Below are 20,416 nucleotides of genomic sequence, written 5' to 3'. Positions count from 1 at the left end.
TGCTCCGGCGATGCGGCCATTGTTTCGGCTACGGATACAGTGTTTCCATCAGTGGTCGAGACGTCAAGGAGGCCCCATGGGACCGCACCCGCACGGCTGGTGGATTCTGCTGCACATCGTGCTCTTCGTCTTCTGGCTGGGCGGGGATCTCGGGGTCTTCTGGTCGAGCCGGTTCGTCCTCAAGCCCGACCTCACGCCGGCCGCCCGGGCCACCGCGCTGAAGATCATGGGCGGGCTCGACCTGGGGCCCAAGATCTGCCTGGTGCTCTTCCTGCCCAGCGGCGTCACGCTGATGGCGCTGGACCCGCACGGCGCGCGGGTCTTCGGGATCAACCCGTTCGGCTGGCCGATCGTCGCACTGGTCTGGGTGTTCGCGGCGGCGTGGCTGGCCGCCACGATCTCCGACCACCACCGCCCGGGCCACCGTCGGTGGGTACGCCGGGCGGACTGGACGGTCCGGATCGTGCTGATCGCCGGCCTGGCCGGGACCGCCCTCTACACGCTCTTCGCCGCCGCACCGTTCGGGGTGGACACCAACCCGCGGTGGCTGGGCGGCAAGATCCTGCTCTACAGCATCGCGATCGCCTGCGGACTGGGCATCCGGCTCACCCTGCGCCCGTTCGGGCCGGCCTTCGGCGCGCTGATGACGACAGGCTCCACGCCGGAGGTGGAGCACGCGATGCGGCGGGCGATCGACGGCTGCCTACCCTACGTGTGGGGCATCTGGGGCAGCGTGCTGGCGGCTGCGGCGCTCGGCGTGCTGAAGCCGCTCGCGGCGCTGTGACCCGGGCAGGTCGGTCAGGCGCCGCTGTAGCCGAGCTGAGCGGAGATCCGGCCGGTCGCCTTCAGCAGCGACTTCGCCAGCTCGGGCGAGTCCGGCTTGAACCGCCCCACCGGCCCGGCCACGCTGACGACCGCCACCACGTGCCCGTCGTGGTCGTAGACCGGTGCGGCGATCGACGTCGCGCCGGGCTGGCGTTCGCCGCGCGAGGTGGCGTAGCCGCGCTTACGGATGGCGGCCAACTCCTTGCGCAGCTTCGCCGGGTCGGTGATGGTGCGGTCGGTGATCTCGTCGAGCCGGTGCCGCTCCAGGTAGACGTCGAGCTCGTCGTCGTCGACGAAGGCCAGGAACGCCTTGGACGAGCTGCCGGCATGCAGCGGGTACGGGATGCCGATGTTGACGTCCAGCCGCAGCTCCTGCTCGGGCACCACCTGGTCGACGTACAGCCGGGTGTCGCCCCGGCGCAGCGACAGCGTGGCGGTCTCGCCCGTCTCGGCCGCCAGCCCGCGCAGCTCCGGGCCGGCCATCGCGCGCAGGTCGGTGCGGGCCAGGTAGGCCCGGCCGAGCGTGACGGCCGCGTGGCCCAGCGCGTAGCGACGGGTGCTCGGGTCGACGGTGATCAGCTCCCGGCTGCGCAGCGCCGTGAGGATACGGTGCACGGCGGCCTTGGTCAGGTCCAGCGCGGTCGCGATCTCGGTGACGCCCAGGTCCGGGCGCCCACTGCGCCCGAAGTAGAGCAGCACGTCCATCGCCCGCTCGACCGCCGCGATCGAGCGGGACTGGCCCTCGCCGTCCTCCGCGGCCGGTGCCTTCGCCTCCGATGTCCGACTGGGCATGGTTGGGCCTCCACAGCGCTGTTCGTGCGTCCGTCTCCAGAGCAGTGTAGGGCGCTCGATTTCACCTAGCGAAACACCGTGTCCTGAGCGGGTCACCGATTTTCGGCGGCGAGGCGCCCGGACCGATCGGCGGTTGACACGGGCCACCACCCCTCGTTACGTTTCTGGTAACGACGTTTCCTCATGCGAAACGGAGAACCTGCCAGTGTCGGTCGACAGCATCACGTTCCGCTCGGCCCTCGCCCAGTGGCCCAGTGGCGTCGGTGTCGTGACCACGGTCATCGACGGCCAGCGGCACGGCATGACCGCGAGCTCGTTCTCGTCGGTCAGCCTCAACCCGCCGCTGGTCTCCGTCTGCCTGGGCGTCCACCTTCCCAGCCACGCCCTGGTGGAGCGGGCCGGCGTCTTCGCGATCAGCTTTCTCGGCAAGGGCCAGGCCGGCATCGGCCAGCGCTTCGCCGGCATGCGTCCCGACGTCACCGACCGCTTCGCCGGGCTGGACTGGGCGCACGCCGAGACCGGCTGCCCGGTCCTGGCCAACGCGACCGCCTGGCTGGACTGCCGGGTCGTGCACGCCTATCCCGGCGGCGACCACACGATCTTCGTCGGCGAGGTGCTCGCGGCCAGCACCCCCCGGGTCGGTGCCCCGCTGCTGTTCCACTCCAGCGCGTGGAGTCAGCTCGCCGACCCGCTGCCGGAGAAGATCGACATCGCGATCGGGGGCCGACTCTCCCGCCTGCGCGCGAACACCCTGGTGACGGCCGGCTTCACGGTGCGGGCAACCCCCGGCCCGATGATCGCCGACGCCTTCCGGCCCGGCGGCGAGGATGCCACCCTCGCCGAGCTGGACCAGTTGCTGCGTGCCGGGCACACCGCCGTCACCCTGGTCGAGGAGGCCGACGCAAGCCCGGTGCAGGTGCGGGCCGTGCTCGCCGACGCCACGGTACGCGCCCGCCGCGCCTCACTCCGGGTGCGGCTGCGGCCCCAGCGCGGGCTCGGCCTGGTCAACGCCATGGTCGCGATGAAGAGCGGCGTCACCGGCTTCGACACCACCCTCAGCGGTCGAGCGAGCGCCCTGCGCACCCGCGACCTGGTCTTTCTCGCCCGGCAACTCGGGGTGTCCTGTCCCCGGCTCCCCGCCAACAAACCAGAGGAGTGACCCACATGTCCACCGGCGGACGGCTCATCGACGACCTCACCCCGGCCGAGCAGGATCGCGCGGCCCGAGTGGAGAAGGTGCTGCCCGCGTTGCGGGCCGCCGCCGCGCAGGCCGACGCCGACGGGGTGTTCCCCGCCGCGCACGTCGCGCTGCTGCGCGATGCCGGGCTACTCGGCCTGGTGGTTCCGCAGGAGTACGGCGGTCTCGGCGGTGGCCTGCGTGACCTCGCCGCCGCCACCTTCGCCATGGGCAGCGCGTGCCCGTCGACGGCCTTGGCCTTCTTCTTCCACAACACCAGCGCCTCCCGGGGCCTGCTGCCGCTGGAGGCCATCGAGCGCGGCCTCTTCGACGACGCCGACGTCCCCGCCGTGCAGGCCTTCGCCGAGAAGGTGCTGACCCGGATGGCTGGTGGGGTGTGGCTGGCCAACTTCGCCAGCGAGGCGGTGAAGAGTTCGTCGGCCAACATCGCCATCTCCACCACCGCCACGCCGGCGAGCCGCGACGGCGTCGACGGCTGGTCGCTCACCGGCGAGAAGTCGTTCGGCTGCGCCACCGGCGTCGCCGACACCTACCTGGTCACCGCCCGGCTCGCCGGGCACGAGACGGCGGACGGACTGGCCCTGTTCCTGGTCCCCCGCGATGCCGCCGGGGTCGCCTCACGGCCGGCCTGGGACGGCATCGGCATGCGCGGCTCGGCCAACCACGGCATCCGGCTCGACGACGTCTTCATTCCGGCCGACGAGGCGCTCACCGTGCCCGGCGCTTTCGTGAAGATGTTGCAGTGCAGTCGGGGCAGCTTCGTCGGCAACCAGCTGGCCATCACGGCGGTCTATGTCGGTGCGGCGCAGAGTGTCTACGACGACACGCTGACCAGTCTCACCCAGAAGACCTTCGCCGACACCGGTCGGCCGATTGCGGAGAGCCCCATGCACCAGGTGATCATCGGCAACATGACGGAACGGTTGGAGACCGCGTACCTCTGGCTGCGCCGCCAGTTGCTGCTGGAGACCAGTGAGCCGCCGCTACGCCCGCACGCCGAGGTCTACCGGCAGTGGCGGTTGGCCAAGGGCTCGATCTGCGAGGCGTGCTTCGACGTGGCGGTCGGCGCGCTCAAGGCGTCCGGCACGTCCGGCGCCACCATGAACGGGTCCGTCGGCCGGGCGCTGCGCGATCTGGCGATGGGACTGGTGATGACGTTCCCGCCGGAGCGCGGCCGGTTGGAGGCGGCCAGTTCGGTGACCAGCGACCGGTCCAACGACCTGTTCGCGGCGGTGGCCGGGTGACCCAGCCGGACCTGCCCGATCTCGCCGACCTGGTCGACGGGGTCTGGACGCCCAGCGACGCACCGCTCGGGTTCGACCTGGAGGATCCGGCGACCGGTGCGGTGCGGCGGCCCGCTGCCGGCACGCCGTCGCACCGGATCGAGGCCGCCGTCGCCGCCGCGTCGGCGGCGCACGAGGCCGGGAGCTGGGCCGTGCTACCGGCCCCTGATCGCGCCGACGTACTGGACGCCGTCGCCGAGGCGGTCGAGGGCGTCGCGGCCGAGATCTGCGCGCTGGAGTCGGCGACCACCGGCGTGCCGATCCGGCAGACCACACCGCTGGGCGTGATCCTCGGCGGCTCGTTCCGGCTGGCCGCCGCCCAGCTACGGCAGGGCCCGCAGAGCCAGGAGTTCCAGCGCGAGGACGGCCGGATCGCGTACGCCGAACGACTGCCCTGGGGTCCGGCCGCCTGTGTGGTGCCGTGGAACGCGCCCGCGCCGATGGCCGCGCACAAGGTCGCGAACGCGCTCGCCGCGGGCTGCCCCACGATCCTCAAGCCCAGCGAGTACGCCCCGCACGGCAGCCAACGGCTCGCCGCCGTCGTCGGGGCCACGCTCGCCGCCTCTGGCGTGCCGGCCGGGGTGTTCCAGCTCGTGCACGGCGGGGCCGAGGCCGGTGCGGCAGTGGTCGGCGATCCCCGGATCCGGGCGGTCTCCTTCACCGGCGGGCTCGCCGCCGGGCGGGCGGTCGCGGCAGCCTGCGCCTACGACATCAAGCCGGTGCAGCTCGAGCTCGGTGGCAACAACCCGCTGGTCGTGCTCCCCGACGCCGACGTCGCCGATGTCGCCCGGGCCGCGGTCGACCTGCTCAGCACCCTCAACGGGCAGTGGTGCCGGGCGCTGGGTCGGCTGATCGTGCCCGCCGACCGGCACGACGAGATCGTCGCCGCGATCGCCGACCGGCTCGCCGGCCTGGTCGCCGGCGCGCCGTTGGACCCCGCGACCGACCTCGGTCCGCTGGTGCACTCCCGGCACCTGGCCCGGGTGGTGGCCGCCCGCGACGACCTGCTGGCGCACGGCGGAACCGCGGTCACCGGCACCACGCTGCCGGCGGCCGGGCCGCTGGCCGGCGGGAACTTCCTCGCCCCGACGCTGGTCACCGGCGTCGCCGCCGCGCACACCGGCGACGAGATCTTCGGGCCCGTGGCAGCGGTGCACCCGTACGCCACCGTCGACGAGGCGGTGGCGCTGGCCAACGGCACGTCGTACGGGCTGGAGGCGTACGTGCTCGGCGCGGACGAGGAGGCCGCGCTGGCCGTGGCCCGCCGGATCCGGGCCGGTGAGGTCAAGGTCAACGGCTCCTCGGTGCTCAGCCTGCACCTGTTCAGCCCGCGCCCGGCGTTCGGGCTGTCCGGGTACGGCGAGGAGGGCACCGCCGAGACCCTGCGGTTCTTCACCAACCCGCGGGTCGTCGGCGTCGAAGGCGGCTTCGCGCTGCACGGCCGGTCATGACCCCGGGCGAGACCGCCCCGGCGCAGGCTCCGCCCCCGCTCACGGCCGGCGGCGCGGCGACCGCACGCCCGGCCGACGTGCTGCGGGCGCTGCTGGGCGGCACCTCGCCGGTGCACGCCCCCGGCGTACACGACCCGCTCACCGCCGCGCTGGCCGCCGGGGCCGGGCACCGCGTCGTGCACCTGTCCGGTGCGGTCTGCGCCGCGGTCGAGCTGGGCCTTCCCGACCTGGGATACCTGCACGGCACACACGTCGCGGAGCGGGCCGCCCGGCTCGTCCCGGCGCTGGCCGGCGTGCCGCTGATCGCCGACGCGGACACCGGCTACGGCAATCCGCTGCACGCGGTCTGGACCGCCCAGCGGTACGCGGCGGCCGGCGTCGCCGGGCTGCACCTGGAGGACCAGGTCAGCCCGAAGCGCTGCGGCCACCTGGACGGCAAGGAGCTGTTGGACATCGCGGGTGCGACGGCGAAGATCCGGGCGATCGCCGAGGCGGGCACCGGCCTGGTGCTGATCGCCCGCACCGACGCCTACTCGGTGGCCGGCCTCGACGAGGCGATCGAGCGGGCCGGCCGGTTCGCCGACGCCGGCGCCGACGCGGTCTTCCTGGAGGGTGTGGACACCGCCGAGGAGTTGGCGGCGGTGCGTACCGCGCTGCCCGGCGTACCCCTGGTGGTGAATCGCTCGGAGGCGGCTGGTGTACGCGCCTTCCCGCCCGACGACGCGCTCGGCGCGCTCGGGGTCCGGGTCGTGCTGCACCCGGTCGCGCCGATGCTGGCCGCGCTGCGCGCGGCTGCCGCCGCCTATGCCGCGATCGGCCGGCACGGTCACGCCGACGCGGTGCCCCGGCTCGCCTGGTCGTCGTTCACCGCGCTGGTCGGCCAGGACGATGCGCTGACTCTCGATCGGAGGTACGCCTGATGCACGTGCTGATCGCCGGAGCGGGGCCGGTCGGGCTGACCGCGGCGCTCGCGTTGGCCCGCCGGGGCTGCGAGGTGACAGTGCTGGAGGCCGGTGACGACCTCGCCGCCGAGTCCCGTGCCTCCACGTTCCACCCGCCGACGCTGGAGATGCTCGACGCGTTGGGGGTCGGCGCGGACCTGTTGGCACGCGGGCTGGTGGCGCCGACGTTCGCCTACCGGGATCGCCGGGAGGGACTGATCGCGGAGCTGGACCTCTCGGTGCTCGCCGAGGACACCCCGTTCCCGTACCGGGTGCAGTGCGAGCAGTCCAAGCTGTGCGTGATCCTGCTGGCGCACCTGGCCCGGCAGCCGACGGCCCGGGTCCGCTTCGGTTGGCCGGTCGACTCGGTACGACAGGCCGCGGATCAGGCCGACGGCGGTGTGGTCGCGGTCGCCGAGGACGGCCGGGAGGTGGCCGGCGACTGGCTGATCGCGGCCGACGGCGCCAGTTCGGCGGTACGGCGGGCGCTGGAGTTGCCGTTCGACGGGATCACCTACCCCGAACGGTTCCTGGTGGCCTCCACCGACGAGGACCTGCCGGCGCTGCTCGGCCCGCTGGCGTACGTCAACTACGTCTTCGACCCGGTCGAGTGGTCGGTGCTGCTGCGCACGCCGGACCACTGGCGGGTGCTGCTGCCCACCCCCGAGGACACCCCTGACGCGCACGAGCTGGACCGGCTCGACGGGCGGCTGCGGGCGATCGCCGATCCGGGCCGGCCGTGGCGGGTGGCGCACGCCAGTTTGTACCGGGTGCACCAGCGGGTCGCCGCGACGTTCCGGCAGGGGCGGGTGCTGCTGGCCGGCGACGCCGCGCACGTCAACAACCCGCTCGGTGGGCTGGGCATGAACTCGGGTATCCACGACGCGGTCGCCTACGCGCAGGTGCTGGCCTCGGGCCGCCCGGCACCGGACGGCGGGGAGCTGGACCGGGCGGTGACGGCGGTGGCCGACGAGCGGCGCCGGATCGCCCTGACCTACGTGCAGGAGGTCTCCGACCAGAACTACCGCCGGATGCGGGCCACCGATCCGCAGGTGCGGTCCGCGCAGCTGGCCGGCCTGCGCGCGCTGGCCGAGGATCCGGCGGCGGCCCGGGCGTACCTGCTGCGCAGCTCCATGATTGCCTCGCTGCGCCCCGACGCCGGGCAGCCGGCGGCCCGGGCATGACGGCACCCGGCGACGGCCCGCGCGGCGCGGTGATCGAGCGGGAGAACCCGTCCAGGACCAGCGAGCTGGTCGGCACTGTCGGTGTCAGCGGGCCCGAGCGGGTGGACGCCCTGGTCCGCCGGGCCGACGCCGCGCAGCGCAGTTGGGCGGCCACCGGCATCGCGCGGCGACTCGCTGCGCTGGCCGCTGGCGCCGACGCGATCGCCGGGCGGCTCGAACCGTTGGCCGAGCTGCTGGCCCGGGAGTCGGGCAAGGTGCTCGCCGACTGCCGCGGCGAGGTCGGGTTCGCCGACACGTACCTGCGCTGGGTCGTCGAGCACGCCCCGGCGGCGTACGCGGATCGGGAGATCGACGACGCGGCCGGTCGGCTGCTGCGGCTGCCCCGGCCGTACGGTGTGGTCGCCGCGATCACGCCGTGGAACGCGCCGATCATCCTCACCCTGCTCAAGGTGGCCCCGGCCCTCGCCGCCGGCAACGCTGTGGTGGTCAAGCCCTCGCCGCTGGCCCCGCTGGCGGTCTCGGAGGTGCTGCGCCTGCTCGCCGGGGCGCTGCCCGACGGGACGCTGGCGGTCGTCCACGGCGACGCCGCCGCCGGTGCGGCGTTGGTCGGGCACCCGCTGGTGCGCAAGGTGGCGTTCACCGGCGGCGGCGTGGCGGCCCGGCAGGTGGCGGCGACCGCGGCCACCCAGACCACACCGGTCGTGCTGGAGCTGGGCGGCAACGACGCGGCGATCTTCCTGCCGGACGCCGACCTGGGCACCGAGCCGATGCGCCGGCTGGTCCTGGCGAGTTTCGCCACCAGCGGCCAGGTGTGCATGGCCGCCAAGCGCCTGTATGTGCACCGCGACCGCCGCGACGAGTTCGTGGCGGCGTACCGGGCCGCCGCGGCGGAGGTGCTGCGCGTCGGTGACGCGCTCACGCCGGGGGTGAGCATGGGCCCGGTAATCTCGGCCGGTGCCGTCGCCCGGATCGAGCGGATCGTCGCGGCGGCCGTCGCCCGGGGTGCCACGGCGCTGCCGCTGGGCACTGTCGACGGTGGCACCGACCTGGCCGGCGGGTACTTCGTGGCCCCGACGCTCGTGCTGGACGCGCCGGACGACGCCGAGGTGATCACCGGGGAGCAGTTCGGGCCGACGGTGCCGCTGCTGCTCTACGACGACGAGGAGGAACTGCTGGCCCGGGTCAACGCCGACGAGCTGGGCCTTGGAGGCTCGGTCTGGTCGGCCGACGAGGAGCGGGCGTTCGCGCTGGCCCGTCGGGTCGAGGCGGGCTTCGTCTTCGTCAACACGCACAACCGCACCGGGCTGTCGCTGCGGGCGCCGTTCGGTGGGGTGAAGCGCTCCGGCTACGGCCGTGAGTATGCCGAGGAGGGGCTGGCCGAGTACGCGCAGACCTGCGTCGTGCACGCGCCCGGCCCGTTCCGGCCGGGTGGCGCCGGGCTGCCCGCCAACGCGTACCCGGGCTGAGGCCGGGCCGCGTCGGTCGAGCGCTGCCGTCAGTAGTCGACGACGACGCGGGCCGCGAGGCGCGGCTTGAGCCAGCCCGCCACCTCCAGGTGGGCGGGGTGGGACTGGTAGGCGCGCAACGCGTCCACGTCGGTGTGTGTGCTGATCATGCACAGGTCGTAGGAGACCGGGGTCCGCAGCGTGTCCAGGGCGACGGTCAGCGTCGCGATCTCATCAATTGAGCTGGCCAGACCTTCCAGCAGCGACCTCGCCTTGGCAGCATCGGCCGCATCGTCGAACTTCATGAGTACCACGTGCGTAAACACCTGTTCTTCCCCCTGTTCCCCGGCGTCGCCCGAGTGTATGTTCTGGAAACAGCGTTTCGCCAGGGGAACCGGAGCGGGAATGACCATCAGGGTTGCCGCCGTACAGTTCGAGGCCGGCCAGGACATCGGGGCCAATCTGGCCACCTGCCTGCGCCTGGTCACCGACGCCGCCCGACAGGGCGCACAGCTCGTGGTGCTACCCGAGTTCTGCAACCATCTGGCCTGGTACACCGACCGCGCCCAGGCGCACGCCCTGGCCACCCGGCCGGGCGACGATTTCCTCACCGCGATCTCCGCGAGCGCTGCCGAGCACCGGGTGTATCTCAAGATCAATGTCACGCACGCCTATCCCGACGGACGCACCGGCGGCACCAACTTCCTCTTCGGCCCGGACGGGGCGCTGCTCGGCAGCTGCGACAAGCAGGTCCTGATGGGTGCCGAGAACGACCACCTCGACCCGGCGACCGAGGTCGGACCGGTGCTCGACACCCCGATCGGCCGGCTCGGCATGTACGCCTGCATGGAGGGCGTCATTCCCGAGACCACCCGCGGGCTCACGCTGCGCGGCGCGCAGGTGCTGCTCAACAGCCTGAACTCGTTCGCCACCGATGAGGCCGCGCTGCACATTCCGGTGCGGGCCGCGGAGAACCGGGCCTGGGTGATCGCCGCCAACAAGGTCGGCCCGCTGCTGCCCGCCGAGCATCTGCCGGCCATGAGCCGCGGCCTGGGCGTGCCGGAGCAGTGGCTGCACGGGGCCGGCGAGTCGCAGATCGTCGCACCGGACGGCACGGTGCTGGCCAAGGGGCCGCGTACCGGTGAGGCCGTCGTCATCGCCGACATCGCTCCAGAGCACGCCGACGACAAGCACCGCCCGGACGGCAGCGACATCCTCGCGGCCCGCCGGCCGGAGCTCTACGGCCCGCTCGGGGACGTGCCGACCGGCCGCCGTCGGCCGCCCAGCGCGTCGAGCCTGCCGGTCGCCGTGGTCCGGCCGCGGGACCCGGGCGAGGCTGCCGACCTGCTCGCCAAGGCGGTCGCCGAGGGCGCGCTGCTCGCCGTGCTCGCCGAGAACGCCCTCGGCACGCACGTCGGGCCGGCCGAGGTGGCCGCGGCGCTGACACCGACACTGCGTGGCACCAACGGGTACGCGGTGGCCACCGCCCGCACCGCCGACGGCCCGGTCGGGCTGCTCATCGGCCCGGATGGCGTGCTCGGCGAGCAGCCACAACTGCATCGGGCCGGCGCGGCCCGCGACGCCGCGCGGCCCGGAGACGCGCTGCGCACCTTCGACCTGCCCTGGGGGCGGCTGGCGATCGTGGTCGGCGACGACGCGATCTTCCCGGAGACGTTCCGGCTCGCCGCGCTCGCCGACGCCGATGTGGTCGCCGTGCCGTTCACCCCGCGCGAGACCTGGGAGCTGGCGCTGGGCCTGCCGGAGCGGGCTGCGGAGAACCGGCTCAACGTGATCGCCGCCGGGCCGCTCGGCACCGGCGCCGCGGTCTTCGCCCTCAGCGCCGACTTCACCCTCTGGACCACCTGGTCCGGGCCGTTCACCGGCCGGATCAGCAGCCCGCTGCGCACCGACATCGCCGCCGACCGGCCCGTCACGCATGCCGTCGTGGCGCCGGCGCAGGCGGCGAACAGGCTCGTCTCCCGCCGCACCGACCTCGTCGACGGCCGCCCGTGGCGGCTCGTCCAGGCCCTTACCGAAAGGCGCTGACCGTGGCCGACACCTTGAAACACGTCGAGGAGATGCTCGACGACTCCCCCACTGTCGACGTCCACGAGACGTTCCACCGCTACCAGGCACTCCTGAATGAGCTGAAGGACAAGATCACCGCACGGTTCACGCTGACCCGCGACCCGTCCACCGAGGCGCTGGAAAACTACGGGGACTACCCGAACGGACCGGGCGGCTCGCTCGCCGCGTACACCGGACCCGAGGTCGACTGGCTCGTGCACTCCTGGCTGGGCAACCCGGGTGCCAGCTTCGCCAACCTGCACCTGACGTGCTGGCTGGGCCCGCAGGTCAGGGTGCCGCACCTGGGATTGGCCCTGCTGGTCTGGCCCGGCGGCTGGTTCTACGTCGACTCGGTGCCCCGGGTCAACATGGTCGAGGACGGCGACTACTACGACCGGTACTACGAGCCGGCCAACGAAGAGTGGCTGCAACTGCGCAACGACCCGGCGTTCGACTACTTCATCAGCCGGGCCGGGTTCATCCGGGCCAGCCTGTCACCGACGGCATACTGCTACTCCTTCGACCGCAGCCCGGAGAACATCGAGAAGGTCAGCCAGGTGACCCACGCCCACGTCGACCGCTGGCTGCGCTGGGTCGACGAGGCCGAACCGGTGCCGGCCGAGGAGCGGGCCGCGCTCGCCGAGACCGATCTGCGGATCCGCCGCAATATCGCCGACCGCGACCCGGCGAACGTGATGGGCGTGCGCTACTTCGGCGAGGAGACCACCAACCAACTCGTCCGCGCGCTCTGGGGCGGCGACCGCGAACTCCCCCGGCCGTCGGCATGAGCGGTGGCCAGGAAGGCGGTGTCCGGTCGGTCTGGTGGGCCGTACGCGTCCCCGGCGCGCCGGCACCGTTCGACACCGCGCACCTGCGGGTCTACTACCCGGCCCGGCCCACCGGCTCGGACGCCGAGCGGCTCAGCGGGGTCCTCGCGGCCGACCCGGCCGGTGCCCCGTACCCGGTGGCCCTGCTGGTCTCCGGCGTCAACGTCGGGCAGGACGCCTACCGCTGGCTGGCAATGGAACTGGCCGCCCGGGGCGTCGTCGCGGTGACCTACGACTGGGTCGGAGTGCTCTTCGCCGGCCTGCACGGGATCACTCCCGGCGTCGACCTGGACGCGGCCCGACCGGACGGCTACGGCAGCCGACCGACCAGCCCCTCGCTGCGCCCGGTGCTCGACGCGCTGGCGCAGCTCACCGGGCCGCTCGACGGGTTGCTCGACCTCGACCGGGTGGCGCTGGTGGGTCACTCGGCCGGCGGTACGGTCGCGCTGCAGTCGGCGCGGTTCCTGCCCGAGGTCCGTGCGGTTGCCAGCTACGGGGCGCACACCATGGTGGCGACCATGCTCGGTTGGCCGGCCGGCACCGTGCTGCCAGCCCAGGTGGACTGCCCGGTCATGCTGCTCGCCGGCACCCACGACGGCGTGATCAACGGCTCGGCCGACCGGTACGGCGAGGACACGTCCACCCGCGCCGACCCGATCACCCGCACCTTCGACGAGGCGCTGCCCGACGCGGGCGGCACCAACCTGCTGGTGCGGCTGGCCGGCGCCAACCACTTCAGCATCGTGCACCCGCTCGATCCCACCTCGGCGCGCGCCTTCCTCGACGAGGAGGCGACCGCCGAGCCGGAAGCCACCCGCGCGCTCCTGGTCGACCTGCTGTCCGGGTTCCTCGCCGTCCACCTTCGCGGCGAACCGGCCGACGGCTTCGACCGATTGCTGGCACAGCTCGGCACCACCTCTTCGATCGCCTCGTTCCGTCGGAGGTAAGCCACCATGCTCAAGAACTTCTGGTACGCGGTCGAGTTCTCCGACCGGGTCACCACCAAGCCGGCCCGGATCACCGTGCTCGGCCAGTACCTGGCCCTCTACCGCACCCCGCGCGGGCGCGTGGTGGCTCTCTCCGACCTGTGCGTGCACCGGGGCGCGGCGCTCTCCGGCGGCTCGACGGCCGGCGAGAACATCGTCTGCCCGTATCACGGCTGGGAGTTCGAGCCGGGTGGGGCGTGCACGAAGATCCCGGCGAACCAGCCCGGCCGGGGCATCCCGAACAAGGCCCGGGTCGACTCGTACCCCGTGCAGGAGCGCTACGGCTTCGTCTGGGTCTTCATGGGCGACCTGCCCGAGGCCGAGCGACCACCGATCCCGGTCTGGCCGGAGTTCGACAACCTGGTGGAGAACGGCGGCAAGTTCCGCGCGGTGACCGGCGAGTTCCTGTGGAAGGCCAACTACGAGCGGATCCTGGAGAACGGCTGCGACATCGCGCACGCGCCCTTCGTGCACGGCGGCGCATTCGGCAACCCGCAGAAGCCCGAGGTTCCCGAGTACGAGCTCGAAATCCCCGACGAGTGGTCGGCGTACGCCACGGTCAGCCTGCACCCGCCGCGCTCCAAGGGCCTCTGGTCGCTGGTCAACCGCAACAACGCGGACCTGGCCAACCGCCCGCCGGTGGTCACCTCGGCCGGTTGGATGCTGCCCAACATGATCAAGCTGCACGTCCGGCTGTCGATCGGTGAGCTGATCATCTACGACACCAACATTCCGGTGGACGAGACGACCACGCTGGTCAAGTGGGTCGCACTGCGCACCTTCTTCACCGGGGCGTGGGCCAACCGCAACGCCGTACAGCGCGTCCTCAAGATCTTCTACCAGGACGCCGAGGTGGTGAACAACGTCCGCCCCGAGCTGCTTCCGTTCGACCTCGGCGCGGAACTGCACGTCAAGAGCGACCTCATCGCGGTGCACTACCGGCGACGCCGCCAGGAGCTGGCCGAACGAGGCTGGATGCTCTCCGACGCCGACCGGATCACGGGCGACGTGCCGCGCCGGGAGGCGACCGTCATCCCCTCGCCGGCCCGCCGGGAGAACCCGGAGCTGGCCCGCGCCTGGGTGCACAAGGCCAAGGGCGACCACCCGACCGTGGCGGAGGCGCAGCGGATCGGGCTCAAGCGCATCACCGAGGAAGAGGGCGCCGACGCCGCCGCAGGAGCCGAGGCGCAGGCGAGCCCCACCAGCAGCGCGACGACGAAGGAGCAGGCATGAGTCTCCCGCTGGAACTCTGCGAGAACGCGGTGGCCCACCTGACCGCCCGGCACCCGCTCACCGCGGTCATCGACGAGCCGCTGAGCAGCCCGATGTCGCCCGACCCGGTGGGTGCGCTGCGGGTCTGGCAGGGCGCACCCGGTCAGCCGGTGGCCAAGGTGGTCTACGTCGGGCTGGTCGTTCCGATGATCCGCCTCGACAGCCACATGGTCTTCGCCTTCACCGCCGCCGACAGCGCGGTCCCGCACTTCACCCTGGACTCGGTGTACGGCGGCGACTACTACGCCTACCACCTCGACCTGATTCCCCGGGCCGAGCTGAGCAGCCACCTGCCCTACCTGGACGCGGCGTACCAGCCGCTCACCCCGGTCTTCACCGAGGCCAGCGCGATGGACGGGCTGAGCCGGGCCGACATCGGGCCGCGCCAGCACGCGCTGATGTCGCCGTGGATGCTGGTCAGCCGGGCCACCGAGGAGGCGTTCCGGAAGATCGGAGCCGCCGTCTCCGCGTACGCCGAGCACTGGTCCGCGCTGGTCACCGACGGCCTACCGGCCGACGTCGTGGCCGGCCTGGCCGACACCGACCTGGCCGCCCGGGACACCGCCGTGCGGGTCAACCTGTTCAGTCCCGACGTCGACCCGGTCTGGGCCCGGGTCACCCGGCTGATCGGCGAGCCGGCGACCGACCGGATCCGGGCGGAGCTGATCGGCAATGGGTGAACCGACCGCACCGGCCCCCGCACCGGCGGCCGCTGAACCGAGCGAGTGGCAGCAGCGGATCGCCGGCGAGTGGCACGGCCGGCCGTCGCTGTTCACCGCCACCGGCGTCTGGCAGGGCTTCGAGAAGATCCGCCGCTCGTCGGTCTTCGCCGACGGCGTCACCACGTACTTCATGGACGGCGGGCTGGTCGGCGGGGGCGAGCTGGCCGGGCGCTACCGGCTGGGCGCGCCGTTCGCCTTCGGCGTCATCGACTCCGACGCCGACCGGGTCTACACCGGCCCCGACTTCTTCGGCACCGGCCAGCCGTACGGCTCCTTTGTAGACTCGCACTACTACGGCCCCGGCTGGCAGGTCGACCTGAACACCTGGAATCAGGTGCTGCCCGACGGCGAGACCCAGGTCTACTCGTCGATGCTCTACCAGGGCTGGACGGTGGTGGGCTGCTTCAACGGCGTCTACACCCGAAGCTTCGACCACGACACCAACCCGGACACCCGCGAACGGGTGGCGGGGTTCCTGTCCGCCGAGGAGCGGCGCGGTCCGGTGCCGTACATCCTGCCGACCAAGCAGGCCGGCGCGTTCACCGGCAGCTGCGAGCTGTGGGGCGCCGACCAGCAACTGCGCGGCGGGGTCGCGGTGCGCCTCGACCTGGAGCCGATCGACCTGCTGCGCACCCGGCGGGTGGTCAGCTGGGCCGGTGCTGGCCTGGACCGGCGGTACGTGGTCGAGCAGCGCCGCGACGGTGACCGGCTGTTCTTCGAGGGCCCCGACGCCTGGGGCAACGCGCAGGGCTTCGGCCGGGCCAGCTACCCGTCCTGGCACTTTCACGCTGACGGCGGCGACGTGTGGAAGGTCAAGGGCCGCGAGTTCGCCATCGACGCCGAACCGGGCATGTCCGCCGGCGGGCGCCTCGCCGTGGTGTACGAGCTGTTCCGGGGCAACGTGCTGGACAGCGTCCTGCACGGCCTGCTCGACTGGGAGCCAGCCGAATGACCGCAGTGGTGGTGACCGGCGGCACCCGCGGGATCGGTGCCGGCCTGGTACGCGCGCTGCTGGCCCGCGGCGCCCGGGTCGCGTTCTGCGGACGCAGCGCGGAGTCGGTGGCAACGGCGCTCGCCACACTGCGTTCCGAAGCCTCCGTGCCGGCCGGAGCCGAGGTGCTCGGGGTACGAGCGGACGTCACCGACCGCGCCGACGTGTCCGTGCTCTGGTCGACGGCCGCCGAGGCGTTCGGCGGGGTCGACATCTGGATCAACAACGCGGGCACGAACCATGCCCGCCGCCCACTGTGGGAGCTGCCGCCGGCAGAGCTGGACGAAGTGCTCGCGGCGAACCTCGGCGGGGTGGCCCGGGCCAGCGCGGTGGTGCTCGCCGCGATGATCGAGCAGGGCCGCGGCGCGCTGTGGAACATGGAGGGCTTCGGCTCCAACGGCCAGGCCCGGCCGGGGCTGACCGGCTACGGGGCATCGAAGCGCGCGGTCACCTACCTGACCGACGGGCTGGCCAAGGAGCTCGCCGCAGCCGGGGTCGCCGACCGGGTCACCGTGCACCACCTCTCCCCCGGCATCGTCGTGACCGACCTGCTCACCCACGACTACCCGCCGGACGAGCTGGCGAAGGCCAAGAAGGTCTTCAACATCCTCGGTGACCGGGTCGAGACGGTCACCCCGTGGCTGGCCGACCGGGTCCTCGCCGGGGGCCGCAACGGCAGCCGGGCCGCCTGGCTGACCAGCCGCAAGGCCGCCGCTCGGTTCGCCGTCGCCGCCTTCCGCAAGCGCGACCTCTTCGGCGAGCCCGTCGGCGGGCCCGCCGTGACCCGGCGCGAGCACCTGTCGTGAACGGCAGCGACTACACCGTCGTCCTCGCGCTGGAGGACTTCGTGCCGACCGGCCTGGCGCTGGTCGGGTTCTGGATCCTGGCCAGCGTGGCCGCCCGGGTCGTGCCGCGGGTGGGCCCGGTCGCCCGCGTCAGCGCCGTCCTGATCGGCCTCGGCGGCCTGGCCAAGTCGACCTGGAAGCTGCTGCTGGCCGGATTCTCGATCGACCTGCCCTGGCTGGAGGCGGCGCTGTTCCCGCTGATGGCGGTCGGCGCGGTCGGGCTGATCTGGGGCCTGGCGAGCGCGCTGCGCGGGCGTAGCGTGCCGTGGTGGCCGTTCGCCGCCGTGCTGGCCGTGACCGCCGGCGTGGCCGCCGCGTACGCCATCTTCGCCCCCATCTTCGCCCTCGCCACCACGGGCGTGACCACCGTCAGCGTCCTGGCCGCGATCATCGCCGGCCGGCGGCGTGCCTGGGGCGCGGTGGCGCTCTACGTCGCCGGGCTGGCCTGCGTGCTGCTGCTGGTGCCGCTGCGCAACCACCCGGATCACGAAACCCTGGCCATGCAGTGGGTGGAGCAGGGCACCAACACCCTCGGACAGGCGGCGCTGCTGGCCGCGGCGTGGCTGACCGTGCGCGCTCACCGCCGGGCCTCGACCACGTCCCACCCGACCCCCGCCCAGGAAGGAGCCGTCCGCTCATGACCGACGCGCTCGGCTGGCGCCGCAAGTTCGGCGTCATCGCCCCGTCGACCAACACCATCGTGGAGCCGGACTTCTACCGGATGACAGTGCCCGGGGTGACCGCGCACTTCTCCCGGATCCACATCCGCGACCAGGACCTCTCCAGCGACGGCAACTTCGAGAACCTCCTGACCCAGATCCGCGACGAGATCGGCGGGGCCTGCGAGCGGGTGCTGACCTGCGAGCCCGACTACATGGTGATGGGCATGTCCGCCGAGACGTTCTGGGGCGGCGTCGAGGGCAACCGGCAGTTCGTCGCCCAGATCAAGGCGATCACCGGGCTGGAGGTGGCAACCGGCGCGGAGGCGTGTGAGCGGGCACTGCGCCTCTACGGCGCACGCCGCATCGGCGTGGTCACACCGTACCAACCGATCGGCGACACGAACGTCGTGCAGTTCTTCTCCGAGATCGGCTTCGAGGTGGCCGCGATCGAGGGGCTCAAGTGCCCGACCGCGGTCTCCATCGCCCACGTTCCGGAGGACGAGTTGCGCCGGGCGCTGCTGGCCGTGGACGGCCCGGATGTGGACGCCCTGGTCCAGTGCGGCACCAACCTGTCGATGGTCGGGCTGGCCGACGAGGCCGAGCGCTGGCTCGGCAAGCCGGTGATCGCCATCAACGCGGCGACCTGGTGGATGGCGCTGCGCGAGAACGGGATCACCGACAAGGTGTACGGCGCCGGTTCCCTGCTGCGCGAGTACTGACACGGCGCTGTCGGCGAACGCAAGCGGCGCGGGCCGGGGCAGCATCCCCGGCCCGCGCCGTTCGCCGGTTCAGCTGCGCAGCAGACGGCGACGCCTCGGCAGCACCACGACCAGACCGACACCGAGCAGGAGCGCCGCGCTCGACCAGAGCAGTATCAGAGTCGTCACGCCCCCCTCGCCCGTGGTCGGCAGCGACCCACCACCGTCGCCGTTGCCACCGCCACCGCCTTCGCCCTCGTCGTCGGTCGCGGCCCGCGACTTCACCGTGAACTTGGCGACGATCGACGTCTCCTTCGGGCCGGTGACCGGGTCGGCGCCGGCGTTGCACTCGGTGTCGACCTGCGGGTGATCGAAGACGACGTTGGTGACCGTCAGACTGACCAGGCCCGCCTGCGAGGTGGTGTAGGTCCCGGTCAGCGTGGCGCCGGGCAGGATCGCGTTGGCGTCGATCGCGCCGTACGCCGGGCCCGTCAGGTTGACCGTGCCGCTGCCCACCCCGCCGACCTTGACGGTCGCCTTGGGCACCAGGTCACCGGCGCCGACCGGCACCGGTCCGCTCTTCGGGCCGGCTGAGAACTTCAGGCTCACCGTCACCTTGGCACCCCGACCGGGGTTGCTGGGCGACATGCTCAACGTGTGCGTGGCGGTCCACGTGGAAAGGCTGCTCAGCGTCTTGCAGTTCAGCTTCACGCTTTTCGGGCCGAAGGGTTGGGCCGGCGTGTCGACCTCGTCGGTTGCCGTCGGCGGCGGGTCGTCCGTCGCGGACGGCGGGAGCGACGGTGACGGTTTCGCGGAGGGCGGCGGCGTTGCGGAGGCGGACGGGCTCGGCGGTGGGGTCGCGGTGCCGGTACCGCCGACGGTGAAGCTCTCCACGATGGACGTCGGCACCGGTGCGGCCTTGTGGTCGCGGTCGCCGGCCGCCGAGCAGTGCGTCGTGGCCGAGGCGTTGGCGAAGGTGACCCGGCCGACGGTGAGCGTCGCCGCTCCGGCGGCGGCGGCGAAGTAGGTGCCGGTCGCGGTGATCGGGCCGAGCGGTTCCGTCGGGGCGACGGCCCGCGCGGGGTACGAGGACATCCGCAGCGTCGCGCTGCCGGAGAGCGAGCCGCCCAGGGCCAGCGTGACGTTCACCGGAACGTCACCGGCGTTCAGCCCCACCGGCCCGTTGTCGGGGCCGGTGGGCGCGGTGAGTGTGACGGTCACCGTGTCGCCGACCTTCGGCTCGGCCGGCGACTGGGTCAGGGTGAAGGTGTCCTGCCAGACCGTCGGCGAGCTGCCGGTACCGGCGTCGTTGAAGTAGAGCCGGCAGCCCAGCGTCGCGGCGGTGGGACCGATCGCCGCGGCCGGTGGCGCCGCCCGGGCGGGGACCGCCGCCGGGATCGTCAGCAGCAGCGGCGCCAGGACGAGCGCGGGCGCTGCCAGCCGGACGGGGAAACGACGTCGGGTCATGAGGACCTCCGGTTCCGGTAGGGCATCAGCACGAGCAGGCCGATGCAGAGCAACAGCAGGCCGGAGCCGACCAGCACGGTGACGGCGTACCGGTCCGGGCCGGCGTTCACCCGGTTGGCGTTGACCAGCGTCGGGGCCGATGTGCCGGCGGCGCCCGCCGGCCCGGTCGGGGGTGAGGTGGTGGCGGCCGGCGTGGCCGAGGGTGCCGCCGGCGCGGCTGGGGTTGCGGACGGGGTTGCCGGTGCGGGCTTCTGCGCCGGCTTCTTGCCGAACGTCAACGTCACCGAGACCTTGTTGGCCTCGACCTGGTCGGCGTTGCCGCTCGTGGGCAGGATCTGCGCCGCGACCACGCACTCGCGCTTGGTGCAGTCGAACGCGCCGAACTTCTGGGCCAGCTTCAGGGTGACCGTGGGCAGCTTCCCGCTGCCGTCGGCGTTGACGAACGCGGCGCCGCCGGACAGATTGCAGTCGGTCGGGCCCTTGAAGCCGGCGACGCACTGACCGACGGCGATCTGCTTCAGGTTCGGGGCGAAACCCGAACCGTTGACGATGACCTGCTGCTTGTCCGTCAGCCCGGTGGTCACGCTGACGGTGAGGGCCGGCGCGGCGAACGCGGCCGGGGGTGCTGCCACGACGGCGAGGCCACTGCTGGTGGCGAGCAGTGCGGCGAGCGTGAGCGCCCGCCGGCGGAAGGTTCGCATGGCGATCTCCTGACAGGTTCGGCGCAGGCCGGCACGGGCAAGTGGCGGGGCGACGCGGA

20 protein-coding genes are annotated in these 20,416 nt (G+C 72.9%); 16 read left to right on the top strand and 4 right to left on the bottom strand.

The features are described from left to right. The first annotated feature begins 76 nt into the window (after positions 1–76). Positions 77–784 carry a hypothetical protein gene (locus KBX34_RS09470; protein WP_210924488.1) on the top strand — a complete coding sequence of 236 codons (708 nt, stop codon included), beginning with the start codon at positions 77–79 and terminating at the stop codon, positions 782–784. A gap of 14 nt (positions 785–798) precedes the next feature. Here the strand turns inward: KBX34_RS09470 and KBX34_RS09465 are convergent, their stop codons facing one another. After that, positions 799–1,617 (bottom strand): IclR family transcriptional regulator, encoded by an 819-nt coding sequence (locus KBX34_RS09465; RefSeq protein ID WP_210793360.1) that lies wholly within the window; start codon positions 1,615–1,617, stop codon positions 799–801. Positions 1,618–1,822: 205 nt separating this feature from the next. Between KBX34_RS09465 and KBX34_RS09460 the strand changes: the two genes are divergently transcribed. The 6 genes from KBX34_RS09460 to KBX34_RS09435 are packed head-to-tail and all read left to right on the top strand — an operon-like array spanning position 1,823 to position 9,140. Next, a complete protein-coding gene (locus KBX34_RS09460) occupies positions 1,823–2,776 on the top strand; it encodes a flavin reductase (protein WP_210924486.1) in 954 nt (317 codons plus the stop codon). Positions 2,777–2,781: 5 nt separating this feature from the next. Next, complete coding sequence (locus KBX34_RS09455) at positions 2,782–4,059, top strand: acyl-CoA dehydrogenase family protein (RefSeq protein ID WP_141908508.1); 1,278 nt, start codon at positions 2,782–2,784, stop codon at positions 4,057–4,059. After that, complete coding sequence (locus tag KBX34_RS09450) at positions 4,056–5,549, top strand: aldehyde dehydrogenase family protein (RefSeq protein ID WP_307871360.1); 1,494 nt, start codon at positions 4,056–4,058, stop codon at positions 5,547–5,549. Before KBX34_RS09455 ends, KBX34_RS09450 begins: the two co-directional genes overlap by 4 nt. After that, positions 5,546–6,469, top strand: coding sequence for an oxaloacetate decarboxylase (locus KBX34_RS09445; RefSeq protein WP_210924482.1), 924 nt, complete (start codon positions 5,546–5,548; stop codon positions 6,467–6,469). Before KBX34_RS09450 ends, KBX34_RS09445 begins: the two co-directional genes overlap by 4 nt. Next, positions 6,469–7,674: an NAD(P)/FAD-dependent oxidoreductase gene (locus tag KBX34_RS09440; protein WP_247671631.1), complete on the top strand. Its 1,206-nt coding sequence runs from the start codon at positions 6,469–6,471 to the stop codon at positions 7,672–7,674. The genes KBX34_RS09445 and KBX34_RS09440 overlap by 1 nt, the downstream gene beginning before the upstream one ends. Further along, positions 7,671–9,140: an aldehyde dehydrogenase family protein gene (locus KBX34_RS09435; protein WP_210924480.1), complete on the top strand. Its 1,470-nt coding sequence runs from the start codon at positions 7,671–7,673 to the stop codon at positions 9,138–9,140. Before KBX34_RS09440 ends, KBX34_RS09435 begins: the two co-directional genes overlap by 4 nt. A gap of 29 nt (positions 9,141–9,169) precedes the next feature. Here the strand turns inward: KBX34_RS09435 and KBX34_RS09430 are convergent, their stop codons facing one another. Further along, on the bottom strand, positions 9,170–9,532 hold the full coding sequence (locus tag KBX34_RS09430; RefSeq protein ID WP_255509111.1) for a Dabb family protein: 363 nt from the start codon (positions 9,530–9,532) through the stop codon (positions 9,170–9,172). Between KBX34_RS09430 and KBX34_RS09425 the strand changes: the two genes are divergently transcribed. Genes KBX34_RS09425 through KBX34_RS09385 form a run of 9 tightly spaced genes read left to right on the top strand, consistent with a single transcriptional unit; the run spans position 9,525 to position 18,210 of the window. Then, entirely contained in the window at positions 9,525–11,165 is a 1,641-nt protein-coding gene (locus KBX34_RS09425; protein ID WP_210924479.1) for a nitrilase-related carbon-nitrogen hydrolase, read from the top strand. The two genes, KBX34_RS09430 and KBX34_RS09425, sit on opposite strands and share 8 nt — an antisense overlap. A gap of 2 nt (positions 11,166–11,167) precedes the next feature. Then, positions 11,168–11,974 (top strand): oxidoreductase, encoded by an 807-nt coding sequence (locus KBX34_RS09420; RefSeq protein ID WP_210793354.1) that lies wholly within the window; start codon positions 11,168–11,170, stop codon positions 11,972–11,974. Continuing rightward, positions 11,971–12,960, top strand: coding sequence for a dienelactone hydrolase family protein (locus tag KBX34_RS09415; protein ID WP_210793353.1), 990 nt, complete (start codon positions 11,971–11,973; stop codon positions 12,958–12,960). Before KBX34_RS09420 ends, KBX34_RS09415 begins: the two co-directional genes overlap by 4 nt. 6 nt (positions 12,961–12,966) lie before the next feature. Then, positions 12,967–14,232: an aromatic ring-hydroxylating dioxygenase subunit alpha gene (locus KBX34_RS09410; RefSeq protein WP_088947004.1), complete on the top strand. Its 1,266-nt coding sequence runs from the start codon at positions 12,967–12,969 to the stop codon at positions 14,230–14,232. Beyond that, a complete protein-coding gene (locus KBX34_RS09405) occupies positions 14,229–14,951 on the top strand; it encodes a hypothetical protein (protein WP_088947003.1) in 723 nt (240 codons plus the stop codon). Before KBX34_RS09410 ends, KBX34_RS09405 begins: the two co-directional genes overlap by 4 nt. Next, positions 14,944–15,945 carry a hypothetical protein gene (locus tag KBX34_RS09400; protein WP_210924477.1) on the top strand — a complete coding sequence of 334 codons (1,002 nt, stop codon included), beginning with the start codon at positions 14,944–14,946 and terminating at the stop codon, positions 15,943–15,945. Before KBX34_RS09405 ends, KBX34_RS09400 begins: the two co-directional genes overlap by 8 nt. Further along, the gene (locus tag KBX34_RS09395; RefSeq protein ID WP_210924475.1) at positions 15,942–16,790 is read left to right on the top strand and encodes an SDR family NAD(P)-dependent oxidoreductase; all 849 of its coding nucleotides are present in this window, start codon (positions 15,942–15,944) and stop codon (positions 16,788–16,790) included. The genes KBX34_RS09400 and KBX34_RS09395 overlap by 4 nt, the downstream gene beginning before the upstream one ends. Continuing rightward, positions 16,787–17,470, top strand: coding sequence for a hypothetical protein (locus KBX34_RS09390; protein ID WP_141908498.1), 684 nt, complete (start codon positions 16,787–16,789; stop codon positions 17,468–17,470). The genes KBX34_RS09395 and KBX34_RS09390 overlap by 4 nt, the downstream gene beginning before the upstream one ends. Next, a complete protein-coding gene (locus KBX34_RS09385) occupies positions 17,467–18,210 on the top strand; it encodes an arylmalonate decarboxylase (protein ID WP_141908497.1) in 744 nt (247 codons plus the stop codon). Before KBX34_RS09390 ends, KBX34_RS09385 begins: the two co-directional genes overlap by 4 nt. A gap of 69 nt (positions 18,211–18,279) precedes the next feature. Here KBX34_RS09385 and KBX34_RS09380 read toward each other — a convergent pair whose 3' ends face one another. Beyond that, positions 18,280–19,656 (bottom strand): hypothetical protein, encoded by a 1,377-nt coding sequence (locus KBX34_RS09380; protein ID WP_210924473.1) that lies wholly within the window; start codon positions 19,654–19,656, stop codon positions 18,280–18,282. After that, entirely contained in the window at positions 19,653–20,357 is a 705-nt protein-coding gene (locus tag KBX34_RS09375) for a neocarzinostatin apoprotein domain-containing protein (protein WP_172861981.1), read from the bottom strand. The genes KBX34_RS09380 and KBX34_RS09375 overlap by 4 nt, the downstream gene beginning before the upstream one ends. Positions 20,358–20,416 lie beyond the last annotated feature (59 nt).

Origin of the sequence: Micromonospora sp. M61, assembly GCF_018070245.1 — a bacterium.
Lineage (GTDB): Bacteria > Actinomycetota > Actinomycetes > Mycobacteriales > Micromonosporaceae > Micromonospora > Micromonospora zamorensis.
This window is presented reverse-complemented; position numbering and strand designations above follow the sequence as displayed.

Coding starts and splice junctions, on each gene's coding strand:
- KBX34_RS09470 (WP_210924488.1), top strand. CDS start 77: ATGGGACCGCACCCGCACGGCTGGTGGATTCTGCTGCACATCGTGCTC.
- KBX34_RS09465 (WP_210793360.1), bottom strand. CDS start 1,617: ATGCCCAGTCGGACATCGGAGGCGAAGGCACCGGCCGCGGAGGACGGC.
- KBX34_RS09455 (WP_141908508.1), top strand. CDS start 2,782: ATGTCCACCGGCGGACGGCTCATCGACGACCTCACCCCGGCCGAGCAG.
- KBX34_RS09445 (WP_210924482.1), top strand. CDS start 5,546: ATGACCCCGGGCGAGACCGCCCCGGCGCAGGCTCCGCCCCCGCTCACG.
- KBX34_RS09440 (WP_247671631.1), top strand. CDS start 6,469: ATGCACGTGCTGATCGCCGGAGCGGGGCCGGTCGGGCTGACCGCGGCG.
- KBX34_RS09435 (WP_210924480.1), top strand. CDS start 7,671: ATGACGGCACCCGGCGACGGCCCGCGCGGCGCGGTGATCGAGCGGGAG.
- KBX34_RS09425 (WP_210924479.1), top strand. CDS start 9,525: ATGACCATCAGGGTTGCCGCCGTACAGTTCGAGGCCGGCCAGGACATC.
- KBX34_RS09430 (WP_255509111.1), bottom strand. CDS start 9,532: ATGGTCATTCCCGCTCCGGTTCCCCTGGCGAAACGCTGTTTCCAGAAC.
- KBX34_RS09415 (WP_210793353.1), top strand. CDS start 11,971: ATGAGCGGTGGCCAGGAAGGCGGTGTCCGGTCGGTCTGGTGGGCCGTA.
- KBX34_RS09410 (WP_088947004.1), top strand. CDS start 12,967: ATGCTCAAGAACTTCTGGTACGCGGTCGAGTTCTCCGACCGGGTCACC.
- KBX34_RS09405 (WP_088947003.1), top strand. CDS start 14,229: ATGAGTCTCCCGCTGGAACTCTGCGAGAACGCGGTGGCCCACCTGACC.
- KBX34_RS09400 (WP_210924477.1), top strand. CDS start 14,944: ATGGGTGAACCGACCGCACCGGCCCCCGCACCGGCGGCCGCTGAACCG.
- KBX34_RS09395 (WP_210924475.1), top strand. CDS start 15,942: ATGACCGCAGTGGTGGTGACCGGCGGCACCCGCGGGATCGGTGCCGGC.
- KBX34_RS09385 (WP_141908497.1), top strand. CDS start 17,467: ATGACCGACGCGCTCGGCTGGCGCCGCAAGTTCGGCGTCATCGCCCCG.
- KBX34_RS09380 (WP_210924473.1), bottom strand. CDS start 19,656: ATGACCCGACGTCGTTTCCCCGTCCGGCTGGCAGCGCCCGCGCTCGTC.
- KBX34_RS09375 (WP_172861981.1), bottom strand. CDS start 20,357: ATGCGAACCTTCCGCCGGCGGGCGCTCACGCTCGCCGCACTGCTCGCC.